At 29.3% G+C, this 13,814-nt stretch carries 12 protein-coding genes; all 12 read left to right on the forward strand.

Features of this window, described 5'->3' with window-relative positions:
- The first annotated feature begins 189 nt into the window (after positions 1–189).
- The 12 genes from ACTG47_RS06460 to ACTG47_RS06515 all read left to right on the forward strand — a co-directional run bounded on the left by ACTG47_RS06460 (position 190) and on the right by ACTG47_RS06515 (position 13,697).
- Positions 190–4,488 (forward strand): PolC-type DNA polymerase III, encoded by a 4,299-nt coding sequence (locus ACTG47_RS06460; RefSeq protein ID WP_479926528.1) that lies wholly within the window; start codon positions 190–192, stop codon positions 4,486–4,488.
- Between the two features lie 200 nt (positions 4,489–4,688).
- Positions 4,689–5,150 (forward strand): ribosome maturation factor RimP, encoded by a 462-nt coding sequence (locus tag ACTG47_RS06465; protein ID WP_479926529.1) that lies wholly within the window; start codon positions 4,689–4,691, stop codon positions 5,148–5,150.
- A 29-nt stretch (positions 5,151–5,179) separates the two neighbouring features.
- The gene (gene nusA, locus ACTG47_RS06470; RefSeq protein ID WP_479926530.1) at positions 5,180–6,334 is read left to right on the forward strand and encodes a transcription termination factor NusA; all 1,155 of its coding nucleotides are present in this window, start codon (positions 5,180–5,182) and stop codon (positions 6,332–6,334) included.
- Between the two features lie 6 nt (positions 6,335–6,340).
- Positions 6,341–6,622: an RNase P modulator RnpM gene (gene rnpM / locus ACTG47_RS06475; RefSeq protein WP_169465630.1), complete on the forward strand. Its 282-nt coding sequence runs from the start codon at positions 6,341–6,343 to the stop codon at positions 6,620–6,622.
- On the forward strand, positions 6,612–6,923 hold the full coding sequence (locus ACTG47_RS06480) for a L7Ae/L30e/S12e/Gadd45 family ribosomal protein (protein ID WP_054269797.1): 312 nt from the start codon (positions 6,612–6,614) through the stop codon (positions 6,921–6,923). Before rnpM ends, ACTG47_RS06480 begins: the two co-directional genes overlap by 11 nt.
- A gap of 21 nt (positions 6,924–6,944) precedes the next feature.
- On the forward strand, positions 6,945–8,885 hold the full coding sequence (infB, locus tag ACTG47_RS06485; RefSeq protein ID WP_479926531.1) for a translation initiation factor IF-2: 1,941 nt from the start codon (positions 6,945–6,947) through the stop codon (positions 8,883–8,885).
- 42 nt (positions 8,886–8,927) lie between these two features.
- Positions 8,928–9,308 (forward strand): 30S ribosome-binding factor RbfA, encoded by a 381-nt coding sequence (gene rbfA, locus ACTG47_RS06490; RefSeq protein ID WP_479926532.1) that lies wholly within the window; start codon positions 8,928–8,930, stop codon positions 9,306–9,308.
- Positions 9,289–10,272, forward strand: coding sequence for a DHH family phosphoesterase (locus ACTG47_RS06495; protein ID WP_479926533.1), 984 nt, complete (start codon positions 9,289–9,291; stop codon positions 10,270–10,272). The genes rbfA and ACTG47_RS06495 overlap by 20 nt, the downstream gene beginning before the upstream one ends.
- A gap of 12 nt (positions 10,273–10,284) precedes the next feature.
- On the forward strand, positions 10,285–11,190 hold the full coding sequence (truB, locus tag ACTG47_RS06500; protein ID WP_479926534.1) for a tRNA pseudouridine(55) synthase TruB: 906 nt from the start codon (positions 10,285–10,287) through the stop codon (positions 11,188–11,190).
- Between the two features lie 131 nt (positions 11,191–11,321).
- Positions 11,322–12,251: a bifunctional riboflavin kinase/FAD synthetase gene (locus ACTG47_RS06505; protein WP_479926535.1), complete on the forward strand. Its 930-nt coding sequence runs from the start codon at positions 11,322–11,324 to the stop codon at positions 12,249–12,251.
- Between the two features lie 103 nt (positions 12,252–12,354).
- Positions 12,355–12,612, forward strand: a complete 258-nt coding sequence (gene rpsO / locus ACTG47_RS06510; protein WP_021384061.1) for a 30S ribosomal protein S15 — start codon at positions 12,355–12,357, stop codon at positions 12,610–12,612.
- Between the two features lie 239 nt (positions 12,613–12,851).
- Complete coding sequence (locus ACTG47_RS06515) at positions 12,852–13,697, forward strand: DegV family protein (RefSeq protein WP_479926536.1); 846 nt, start codon at positions 12,852–12,854, stop codon at positions 13,695–13,697.
- The last annotated feature ends 117 nt before the right edge of the window (positions 13,698–13,814 follow it).

Genomic DNA, 13,814 nt, shown 5'->3' on the forward strand with positions numbered 1-13,814 from the left:
TGGGTAGTTTTCATTTATTTAAATTATCTATAGTCTTTTTGTATATAATTTACAAGGTATAAAATCAATATTAACAAAATTTTTATGTTATAATATTAATTCTAAGTAAATATAAGTGAATAACAGGTAGAAATAGATAAAAAGTGGTAATAATACATATAGAGACAATTTTGAGAAGGGAGGATATAGATGGAAAGTATTAAGGAATATTTAGATAAATTGGAAATTAACAATAGTGGTCTAGGAAAGCAACTTAAAGAAGTTTACATAAATAAAGTAGTTTATTTTAAAGAAGACAAGATAGTTTATTTCTATCTAACATCTAAAGATATTATTTCCCATGAGCTCTTAGATAAATTTAAAGAAGAATTAATGTATAAACTCGATTACTTTAAAGATATGAGGATGAAGATAAGATTCACTGGTTTTGAAAGAAAATCTAATAAAGATGTCATAAAAAAATATTGGAACAATATATTGTATATATTGAAGTATCTTTGCCCATCTATAGCAGGGTGGTATAAACAAGTAGAATTTCTTTGTATAGATGAAGAATTAAAAATAAAACTTCCTAAAGGTATATTTTATGAGCGATTAATGAAAAAAAATGTAATTTATGTGCTTAGAACTGTTCTTAGTGAAGAGCTGGGATTAGATTTAAATATAACAATTGAAAAAGCTATTGACGAAAAAGTGAATAGAGAGAGACTTATAAGAATTAATGATAGAGAAATGGAAGAAAAAATTAGAGCTCTGGAAATAGGAAAAATTAATAATTGTGAAGAACGAGAAGAAGAAAGTTATGTCATTAAATCTGAAGTAGATGAAAATTTAGTATATGGAGATAATGCAAATGCTATGATTGAAAATATATCTGAATTAAATTCATCTTCTGGAACAGTTGCAGTTGTTGGAGATATATTTGATGTTGAAACTAAGGAACTTAAAAATGGAAAAATACTTATGATAGCATCAATTACAGATTATACTAGTTCAATAAGTTGTAAACTATTTTTAACAGATACCAATAAAGATGGAGTACTTGAAAATGTTAAAAAAGGGGCATATTTAAAAATCAAAGGTGACATAGTTTATGATACATATCAAAGAGAAATTAGTATGATGATTAGTGGAATAAGAAAAGAAGTTAGACCAGAGAGAGAAGATAAATCAGAAGAAAAAAGAGTAGAACTCCATGCACATACACAAATGTCTTCTATGGATGCAATTTGTTCTGTTAAAAAACTTGTAGAACGTGCAGCCAAATGGGGACATCCTGCTATTGCTATAACAGACCATGGTGTTGTACAAGGATTTCCTGATGCTATGAATGCAGGTAAGGCAAACAATATAAAAATACTTTATGGAGTAGAAGGCTATTTGGCTGAAGATGATTCTCTTATTGTAGAAGATGCAAATGACAAAGAACTTTCACAGACATTTGTTGTATTTGATATAGAGACAACAGGATTTTCTAACACGAATGATAAAATAACTGAAATTGGTGCTGTAAAGATAGAAAATTTTAAAATTGTAGAAAGATTTAGCGAGTTGATAAATCCAGAAAAAGATATTTCTTATAAAATACAGGAATTAACAGGAATAACTAATGAGCTAATCAAAGACAAGCCAACTATTGAAGAGGTTCTCCCTAAGTTTATGGAATTTGTTGGAGATAGTGTATTAGTAGCACATAATGCAGAGTTTGATACAGGATTTATATCACAAAAGTGTAGAGAACAAGGTTTATTATATAATAACAAAAAAGTAGATACACTTATGCTAGCAAGAGTAATGTTGCCAAAATTAAAAAGACATAGATTAAATATTGTTGCTAAAGAACTTGGTATACCTCTTTTAAATCACCATAGAGCAGTAGATGATGCTGAGGCTACAGCACTTATATTTAATAAGTTTTTACAGATGCTTACAGAAAAAGGTGCCAAGACTTTAAGTGATGTAAACAATGTACTTGGGAAAATTGATTATACAAAGCTTAGCACAAATCATATAACCTTAATAGCAAAGAATTCTATAGGTATAAAAAACTTATATAAAATAATTTCAGACGCACATGTAAATCATTTTTTTAGAGCTCCAAGAATACTTAGAAGTACATTAAATGAATATAAGGAAGGTCTGATAATTGGCTCAGCATGTGAAGCAGGCGTGGTTTTTCAAGCTGTAAAGAAGAATGTTTCTGACGATGAAATGAAAAAAATAATAGATTTATATGATTATATTGAAGTAATGCCTATAGATAATAATAGATTTATGATTGATAAAGGAGAAGTAAAGGACGAAGAGGAGTTAAGAGAACTTAATAGAAAGTTAATTGATACAGCTAAAAAATTTAATAAAATTCCAGTAGCTACTGGAGATGTTCACTTTTTAGATAAACATGAAGCTGTATTAAGAAAAGTTCTTAAGTATTCTCAAGGTTTTAAAGTAGACGAAGAAGAAACTTATTTACATTTTAGAACAACAGATGAAATGTTGGAAGAGTTTAGTTATCTTGGAGAAGAATTGGCATATGAAGTTGTAGTGGAAAATAGCAATTTAATTGCTGATATGGTTGAGGATATAAAACCTATACCAGATGATACTTATCCACCAATTATAGAAGGTTCAGATGTAGAGCTAAGAGAAATGTGTTATGAAAAAGCTAGAAGAATCTATGGAGACCCAATACCAGAAATTGTTCAAAAAAGACTAGATAGGGAATTAAATTCGATAATAAGCAATGGGTATGCAGTTATGTATATTATAGCTCAGAAGCTAGTTGCAAAATCTCTTTCAGATGGTTATCTAGTTGGGTCAAGAGGTTCAGTTGGGTCGTCTTTTGCAGCGACAATGAGTGATATAACAGAAGTTAATCCTCTTCCAGCACACTATATTTGTGAAAATGAAGATTGTAAATACTCATTTTTTTATGAAATAGGAGAATGGGGTTCAGGGGTTGATTTACCAGATAAAGATTGTCCAAAGTGTGGACAAAAACTTGCTAAGAATGGTCATGATATTCCATTTGAAGTATTCTTAGGTTTTGAAGGTGATAAAGAGCCAGATATAGACCTAAATTTCTCAGGAAATTATCAGCCAATAATTCATAAATACACAGAAGAATTATTTGGAGAAGGATATGTATATAGAGCAGGTACCATAGGTACTGTAGCAGAAAAAACGGCTTTTGGATATGCAAGAAAATATGTAGAGGAAAATAATATAAGTGTACCAAATGCAGAAGTACTGAGACTTTCAAATGGTTGCACTGGAGTAAAAAGAACATCAGGACAGCATCCAGGAGGAGTTATGGTTATACCTGATTATAAAGATGTGTATGATTTTACGCCTATTCAATATCCAGCAAATGATACTTCCTGTGGTGTAATAACTACTCATTTTGATTATCATTCAATAAGTGGTAGAATACTTAAATTAGATATACTTGGACACGACGGTCCTACTATAATAAGAATGCTTGAAGATATTACTGGAATAAATATAACAGAAATACCATTAGATGATGAAGAAACTATGTCTTTATTTACATCTACAGAAGCATTAGGAGTTACTCCAGAAGAGATAAATTGTCCAATAGGTTGTCTTGCTGTGCCTGAGTTTGGAACTAAGTTTGTACGCCAGATGTTACTTGATACAAAACCGACTACATTTGCAGAGCTTGTACGTATATCTGGTCTTTCACATGGTACAGACGTTTGGGTAAACAATGCACAAGATTTAGTTAGAGAAGATATAGTTGGGTTAAAAGACGTTATATCAACACGAGATGACATAATGAACTATTTGATATTTAAAGGATTACCTCCAAAAATGAGTTTTACAATAATGGAGAGTGTAAGAAAAGGGAAAGGTCTAAAGCCAGAACATATTGAAGAAATGAAGAAAAACAATGTTCCAGAATGGTATATAGGTTCATGTAAAAAGATTAAATACATGTTCCCAAAAGCACATGCTGTTGCGTATGTTATGACATCATTCAGAATAGCGTATTGTAAAGTTCACTATCCAGAAGCATTTTATGCAACTTACTTTACTACAAAAGTTGAAGATTTCGATGCAGATTTAATTGTTAAAGGTATAGATTCTATAAAATCGAAAATAAATGAAATTGAAGCATTAGGAAATGATGCAACTACAAAAGAAAAAGGTATGTTAACAGTTTTAGAAGTTGCTCTTGAAATGTATGCTAGAGGAATAAAGTTATTGCCAGTTGATATATATAAATCAGATGCGACTGATTTTATAGTTGTGGGAGAAAAAACATTACTTCCACCAATGGCAGCAATACAAGGTCTTGGAGGAAATGCTGCTATAAATATTCAAAATGAAAGAAAAAATGGTGAATTTATATCAAAAGAAGATTTGAGAAAGAGAACGAAAATATCAAAAACGGTAATAGAGACTCTTACCAATCATGGTTCACTTGAGAATATGAGCGAGAGAAATCAATTGTCACTGTTTTAAGTTAGTTCAAAAAGTTGCAAATAAAAGAATTTTATGATATCATGGTATAGAAAATAGTATACTTTGCAGAAACTAAGAGTGAGACAGCTGTTCTCACTCTTTTATTTTAAATATATTATTACAAACCAGTTTAGTTTTTTAAATATATTTTATTTAAATTATAGGAACTGGTCATTTACAATTGAATAGGAGGAAATTTAATGAAAAAAAATTTGGAAGCTACAATTGAAGAGATTGTAACTAAAATAACGGATGAACATGGATTTGAAATGGTTGATGTTGAATATGTAAAAGAAGCAGGAGAATACTACTTAAGAGTATACATAGATAAAGAAGAAGGAATATCTTTAAATGAATGTGAATTAGTTAGTAGAGAATTAAGCCCAATATTAGATGAAAAAGACCCTATAAAGGAGAATTATTTTTTAGAAGTATCTTCTCCAGGACTTGATAGAGCATTAAAAAAAGATAGAGATTTTGTAAGATACCAAGGTAGAGATGTAGACTTAAAATTATATAAAGCATTAAATGGATGTAAACAATTTGAAGGTGAACTTATAGGCTTAACAGAAGATAATAATATAAAAATCATTGTAAATAGTGAAGAAATGGAATTTAATAGAAAAGATGTTGCTATTGTTAGATTAGCAATAAAGTTTTAGTGGTATATTAAATAGGGAGGAAATAAAAAATGAATCATGAATTTATGGAAGCACTAAATGAATTAGTAGTTGATAGAGGTATAGATAAAGAGATACTTATAGATACTATAGAACAAGCTCTTTTAACTGCATACAAGAAAAACTTTGGTTCAGCACAAAATGTTAGAGTTGAATTTGATAGAGATAAAGGAGATATAAAAGTATTTTCTCAAAGAGTCGTTGTTGATGAATCAGATTTATATGATACTTTCTTAGAAATAGAGTTAGCAGATGCTAGAGAGATAAATCCTAATTATGAATTAGGTGATATTATAGAACATGAAGTTACTCCTAAAAACTTTGGAAGAATTGCAGCTCAGACAGCAAAACAGGTAGTTGTTCAAAGAATAAGAGAAGCTGAGAGAGAAATAGTGTATAATGAATTTATAGAAAAAGAAAATGAAATAGTTACAGGAGAGGTTGCTAGAGCAAATAAAAATATTGTTTATGTAAACCTAGGAAGAATAGAAGGTATAATGACTCAAAGTGAGCAAATACCATTTGAGAATTATAAAGCAGGTCAAAAAATAAAATTCTATATACTTGAAGTTAAAAAGACTAATAAAGGACCTCAAATAGTTGTATCAAGAAGTCATCCAGGTCTAGTAAAAAGATTGTTTGAAGAAGAAGTTCCTGAAATATATGAAGGAATAGTTCAAATAAAATCTGTAGCAAGAGAAGCAGGGTCAAGAACTAAAATGGCAGTAAGATCTATAGATGAAAAAATAGACCCAATTGGAGCTTGTGTTGGACCAAAAGGACTTAGAGTAAAAAATATAGTGGATGAACTTGGTGATGAAAAAATAGATATAATAAAATATAGTGAAGACCCAGCAGAGTTTATATCAGCTGCACTTAGCCCATCAAAAGTTGTTAGAGTAGATATAAATGAAGAAGAAAAATCTGCCTTAGTAATTGTTCCAGATTATCAATTATCGCTTGCTATAGGTAAAGAAGGTCAAAATGCAAGACTTGCAGCAAAATTGACTAACTGGAAGATAGATATTAAGAGCGAATCTCAAGCAGAACAAGAAATATTAAATCTTGAAAATTCCAAAGAAATAGAAAATGAGGATGTTAAAGCTGAATTTATCAACCAAGAAGAGTTAGATACTTCAGATGATAATTTTAGTGAAGAAGAGTAAGGAGGGATGATTTTGAAAAAAGTAAAAAAAGTGCCTCAAAGAAAATGCATAGCATGTCAAGATAGAGACTCTAAAAAAGAGCTTATAAGAATAGTTAAAGATAAAGAAGGAAAAATATTTTTAGACCCAACAGGAAGAGCTAATGGCAGAGGAGCATATGTATGTAAAAGCTCTGAATGTCTTAAAAAAGCCATCAAAAGTAAAGCATTAAATAAAGCTTTTAAGATAGATGTTCCTGATGAAGTCTATGATAATCTACTTATGGAGTTAGAAGAATATGAAAAATAATAAAGAAAAAATACTTTCGTTCTTAGGGCTCGCAACTCGTGCAGGGAAAATAGTGTCTGGTGATGACTCAACTTTGCTTGACTTAAAAAAAGGAAAAGTAAAATTGGTTTTAATAGCAGAAGATGCATCAAATAATACTAAAAAACTTTTTAAGGATAAATCAACTTTTAGAAATATTCCATATCTATTTTTTTCAACAAAAGAGGAAATAGGATTTGCAATAGGAAAATCTCCAAGAGCAGTTATAGGAATAAAAGATGAAAACTTTTCTAAAAAGATAATTGAACTAATAGAAATTTAAAATAAAATAGGGGGTGATCTTGTGTCAAAAACAAGAGTATACCAAATAGCAGAAGAATTAAATATATCAAATGAAGAGCTTATGAATAAGTTAACTGAATTAGATATAAATGTAGCTGATAAAGATTCAGTATTAGAAGGTGAAGAATTAGATTTAGTATTAGAATTATTAAATGAATCTTCATCTAAAGAAAATGAAAATGTGATAGAGATAGATGGAAAGATTACAGTGCAAGCATTAGCAACAGAGTTAGATAAATCTCCGTCAGAAGTAATCATGAAGCTTATGAAAATGGGAACTATGGCAACAATAAATCAAGAGATAAGTTTTGAAATTGCTGCTTTAGCTGCAAAAGACTATGGATTTGAACTAACAGTAGCTGAAGGTGATGATACAGAAGCTTTAGAAATAGAAGCTTTGATGGAAATTGAAGAAGATAAAGAAGAAGATTTAGAACCTAGACCACCAGTTGTTACAGTTATGGGACATGTTGACCATGGTAAAACATCTCTACTAGATGCAATAAGAAAAACTGATGTAATTTCAGGTGAAGCAGGAGGAATAACTCAACATATAGGTGCTTCAGAAGTTAAAATTAATGGACACAAAATAGTATTTTTAGATACTCCAGGACATGAGGCTTTCACATCAATGAGAGCAAGAGGAGCACAAGTTACAGATATAGCAATATTAGTAGTTGCAGCAGATGATGGTATAATGCCTCAAACAGTAGAAGCTATAAACCATGCTAAAGCAGCAGAAGTACCTTTAATAGTTGCTATAAATAAAATAGATAAACCAGGTGCAAATCCAGATAAAGTAAAACAAGAATTAGCAGACCAAGGTCTATTAGTTGAAGACTGGGGAGGAGAAGTAATAGCAGTTCCAGTATCAGCTAAGAAAAAAGAAGGAATAGATACACTTTTAGAAATGGTATTATTGGTTGCTGAAATGGAAGAATTAAGAGCAAATCCAAATAAAAGAGCAGTAGGAACTGTTATAGAAGCTGAGCTTGACAAAGGAAGAGGTCCAGTTGCAACAGTACTTGTTCAAGGTGGTACTTTAACAGTAGGTGACCCAATCGTTGCAGGTGCTGCATGTGGTAAAGTTAGAGCAATGATAAATGCAAAAGGTAAAAGAGTAAAAACAGCAGGACCATCTACAGCAGTTGAGATATTAGGTTTATCAGAAGTTCCACAAGGTGGAGACCAATTTGTTGAGGTTCCAACTGACAAGATTGCTAGAAGTGTAGCAGCAAGAAGACAGCAAATAGTTAGAGATGAAATGTTAAAATCAACTCAAAGATTATCACTAGATGTTTTATTTAGTCAAATGAGTGAAGGTTCTATAAAAGACCTTAATATAGTTATAAAAGCAGACGTACAAGGTTCAGTACAGGCAGTTAAACAATCTTTAGAAAAGTTATCAAATGAAGAAGTTCAAGTTAAAGTAATACATGGAGGTGTTGGAGCTGTAACAGAATCAGATATATTACTTGCAGCAGCTTCTAACGCAATAATAATAGGATTCAATGTAAGACCAGTTCCAGGAGCAGAATCTCTAGGAGAAAAAGAAAATGTTGATATAAGAACATATACTATAATATACAAGGCCATAGAAGATATACAAGCTGCTATGACTGGTATGTTAGACCCTGAATATGTTGATGAAGAAACAGGAAAAGCTGAAATAAGAGAAATATATAAAATATCTGGTGTTGGAACAGTAGCTGGATGTTATGTAACTAATGGTAAGATATTTAGAAATTGTAAAATAAGATTAGTTAGAGATAGTATAATAATACATGAAGGTGAGCTTGCAGCACTTAAGAGATTTAAAGATGATGTAAAAGAAGTTAATTCTGGATACGAATGTGGTATGAGCTTTGTAAATTACAACGATATAAAAGAAGGCGATGTAGTAGAAGCTTATATAACTAAAGAAGTAGAAAGAAAATTATAAATTCGTATCAAAGAAAATCAGTTAGTAAAGAAGGTCGATGGTATGGCATCATATAATAGAACAAGAAGAATAGCAGAAGAAATAAGGAAAGTAGTAAGTACTATGCTTATAAATGGAGTAAAAGACCCTAGAATAACATCTATGGTTAGTGTAACTGATGTAGAAGTTACAAATGACCTAAGATATGCTTATGTATATGTAAGTATTTTAGGTGGAGATGAAGAATCTACACTAGCAGGACTTAAAAGTGCTGGAGGGTATATAAGAAGAGAAGTAGGAAAAAATATAAAACTTAGATATATTCCTGAAATAATGTTTAAAATTGATGATTCAATAGAAAAAGGAATGTATATGGATAGCCTTATAAAAAGAGTTAATGAAAAAAATACTCAAAAAAATGAGGATGAAAATTATGATGAATAATATTGATAGTATTATAAACTATATTTATGAGGGTGACTATTTTATAGTTACCTCTCATATTAGCCCAGATGGAGATAATATTGGTTCTACACTTTCGATGTATTATGCATTAAAAAACTTAGGAAAAAAAGTATACTATGTACTTGATGATGAAGCACCATTAAATTTAAAGTTTTTAGTTGAAGACGTAAAAATTTATAAGTCTAATGAAATTGATATAAATCAGTATTCTCTAATAGCACTTGATTGTGGAGATAAAGCGAGAATATGTGTAAGTGATGAAATCAAAAATAATGCATCAAAATTAATCTGTATTGACCATCATGCTAGTAATGATTCATATGGAGATTTAAATTATGTAGATATGGATGCATCTTCTACATGTGAACTAGTTTATAATTTATTGATTAGATTCCAGCAAATAAAAGATATTAAGATTATAAATAAAGATATAGCAACTTATTTATATACAGGTCTTGTAACTGATACTGGAAACTTCTCATATTCAAATGTGCATGCAAGTAGCTTTGAAATGGCAAAGAATTTACTTGTTTTAGGTGCACAAAAAAATACTATAATACAAAATATATATCAAAGTAATTCTTCTGATTATTATAAATTATTAGGAGAAGCCTTGAAATCTTTGGAAATATTTGAATCAAAAGTATCTAGTATAGTTTTGACTCAGGATATGATGAATAGAAATAATACAAGTTTCAACGATGTTGATGGAATAACAACATATACAAGAGACATAAAAGATGTTGAGGTTGGAATTTTATTTAAAGAGAAAAAACAAAATGAAATTAAAGTAAGTTTTAGGTCAAAAAATTATGTTGATGTAAGTGAAATAGCCAAGTTATTTGGTGGTGGTGGTCATGTAAGAGCTGCTGGATGTACTATTAAAGATAGTATTGATAATGCAAAAAAAATGGTATTAGAGGCAGTGTTAAAATCAATTTAAGGTGACAGAAAAATGAATAAGATTATAAGTATATTGAAACCTACAGGCATGACATCTCATGATGTTGTAAGTAGAGTGAGAAAAATTTTAAATATAAAAAAAGTAGGTCATACAGGCACTCTTGACCCAGATGCTTCAGGTGTTTTACCAATCTGTATAGGAAAAGCTACAAAAGTATGTGAAGTTATTTTAAACAAGGATAAATCATATATATGTGAGCTTACTTTAGGTATAAGTACAGATACTTATGATGCATCAGGTGAAATTTTAAAAAAAGTTGATGATTTTAAATTGAGTGATAAAGATATAGAAAAAGCTTTTGATACACAAAGAGGAGAAATAAGTCAACTTCCTCCAATCTATTCAGCTTTGAAAGTAAATGGAAAGAGAATGTGTGATTTAGTAAGAAGTGGTAGACAATCTGAAATTACTTTGAAAACTAGAAGAGTGAATATAAAAGACATAAGAATACTGAGTATAAAAGGAAGCAAAGTAATGTTTTATGTTGAATGTTCTAAAGGGACTTATGTAAGAAGTATTTGCCATGATATAGGAGAATATCTAGGTTGTGGAGCGCATATGTCATTTTTGAATAGAACGTCTTCTGGTAAATTTGATTTAGATAATTCGATAACACTAGAAGAATTAGAATTATTTTATGAAAATAAAACTTTAGATAAATACTTATATGATATAGACTATGTGCTTGATTCATTTAATTATATTGTATTAAATCCTAATGCTATAAAATATTATAGTAATGGTGGTTCAATAGATGATAAAAGGTTTTTGAAAAATAATCTCAATAAAAATGATGAATTTGTAAGAGTATATAGTACAGATAACTTCTTAGGATTAGGAAAATTATCAAAACATAATAACACAATAAGTGTTAAAAGTGATAAGATGTTCATATAATTAATTCATTTAAAAGAATGTCAAAAGAGATAGTACTATAATAACTTCTATAGTCTATCTCTTTTACTTATGCTATAATAGTTTGTGAATAAGTTAAGAGTAAATTATAATTTTAGCGGGGAACATTTATTATGGTGATTATAAAATCTATAGCAGAAATAGCAAACATAAAAGAAAGTGTCATTACCATAGGAAACTTTGATGGTGTACACAAAGGACATCAAGTTCTTATAAAAAAAACAGTTGAATATGCAAAAAAAGAAGATATACAGAGTATTGTATTTACATTTGCAAATCATCCTGTAAATTACTTTAGACCAAACTCAACAAAAAATATCATAAGTAACAACGATAAGATAAAATTATTAGAAGACTTGGGAATAGATATAGTTGTAATCATACCATTTGATGAGTATATGACTAAAATACCTGCAAAGGATTTCGTAGAAGAGATACTAGTAAAAAAATTAAAAGCTAAAAAAATAGTAATTGGACATGACTTTACATTTGCAAGAGCAAAAGAAGGTAATGTGAATCTATTAAAAAGCTTAGAAAATGAATATGGTTTTGAAGTGGAAGTAATAAAGCCAATCAAAATAAATGATGTAAGAGTGAGTAGTACTTATATTAGAAGTTTAGTATCCCAAGGTGATATGACTAATGTCAAAGAGTATTTAGGTCGTAATTACGAGTTAGAAGGTTGTGTTATACATTCTAAACACCTTGGAAGAACTATGGGATTCCCAACAGCAAATATTGACCTTAAGAATAACATGCTCGTTCCCAAAAGAGGTATTTATGCTTCTATTGTACATATTGGAGATGAGGCTTATTTTGGTGCTACAAACGTAGGTTATAATCCAACAGTCAATGGAAAGTCTTTATCTATTGAAACTAATATTTTAGAGTTTGACAGAGATATTTATGGTGAAAATATAATTGTTGAATTTTTGGAGAGAATAAGGGATGAAAGAAAGTTTAATTCAATAGATGATTTAAAAAATCAATTGTTTAATGATACAAATTATGTATATGAAAACTATGTTTGCAAAAACAAGTAATGTATGATAAAATGATTAAGGAAAATAACCATTACTCGGCATTTGAATACTCCAATCTATGCTTAGTAATAGGCGTTTCTAAAAAAATACGGAGGTAATCTAAATGATAAACAAATCAGAAATAATCAAAGAATTTGGAAGAGTTGAAGGAGATACTGGTTCTCCAGAAGTACAAATAGCTTTATTAACAGCTAGAATAAACGAGTTAAATGGACATTTAAAAACTCATAAGAAAGACCACCATTCAAGAAGAGGACTATTAAAAATGGTTGGTAGAAGAAGAAACTTATTAGCTTACTTAAAAGAAAAAGATCTTGAAGGATATAGAGCATTAATAGCTAAGTTAGGATTAAGAAAGTAATTTCATTCTTTATAAAAAAGCAGGTATAGTGTATACCTGCTTTTTTATAGTTAATTCATTATAAAGTAAAATAGTTAATAATAAAAGTAGTTCATATGTTATAAAAAATTATAAAATGAATAATATTGGGTAAGAATATTAAAGAAGTATATAAATACATAATCAATTTAAGAGGAAAGACAAGATAAATATAGAAATTTTATAACAGTATAATTAGTTGGAATAAGGAGGATATTATTTTGAAAATAAAGTTAGTATGTGATAGTTTATGTGATATTCCAGATGAAATATCAGCAAAAGATTATATAGAAATAGTTCCACTTACAGTTATTTTTAATGATAGAGAATATATAGAAGGAGTAGATATAAATAAAGAAGAGTTTTATAAAAAAGTAAAAGAAATCAAACAAATACCTAAAACATCACAAGCTACATATATGGAGTTTAAAGAAGTGTTTGATAAATTTATAGAAGAAGGTTATCAGATAATCTGTATGACAGGGGCATCAAACGCATCAGGAACTTTTCAAAGTGCTATGATAGCTAAAAATGATGTAGATGGAAATGAAAAAATACATATATTTGATACTAGAAACTTATCTCTTGGCAGTGGACAATACGTTATAAAAGCATGTGAACTTCTTGAAGAAGGATTGTCATTTGAAGAAATTATAGACGAATTAGAAAATACTCGTAGCAGTGTGAGATTACTTTTTGCACCATATACACTTGATTTTTTAAAACAGAGTGGAAGAGTCCCAGTAGCAACTGCTTTGATAGGAAATATGTTGAATATAAAGCCTATATTTTTCTTTGATAATGGGGAAGCTAAGTTGGTAAATAAGGTTAGAGGAGTAAAGAATATAGCAAGTAAACTAGTTGATATAATTTTAGAAATGAATGAAGGTTCTTTAGAAGGAAAAATTATTACAATAGGTTGTGGAGATAATCTACATGATTATGAAATATTAAAAGAAGAAGTAAACAAAAGAATAAAAGCAAGAAGAGTATTATTTACTCGAGGAGGAGTTTCTATTTGCTCTCATACAGGACCAGATATATTAGCTATAAGTTGTTCTAATTAGCAGTAATATAAGCTTTTTGCATATATGTGTAAAGATAATTTTATATTGTTAATTTATAGTATTTTTGATAATATAGTAAATAGAGTGATATACGTGTTTTTAATAAGAGGAGGACAA

The sequence above is a fragment of the Clostridioides sp. LIBA-6622 genome, assembly GCF_056716095.1.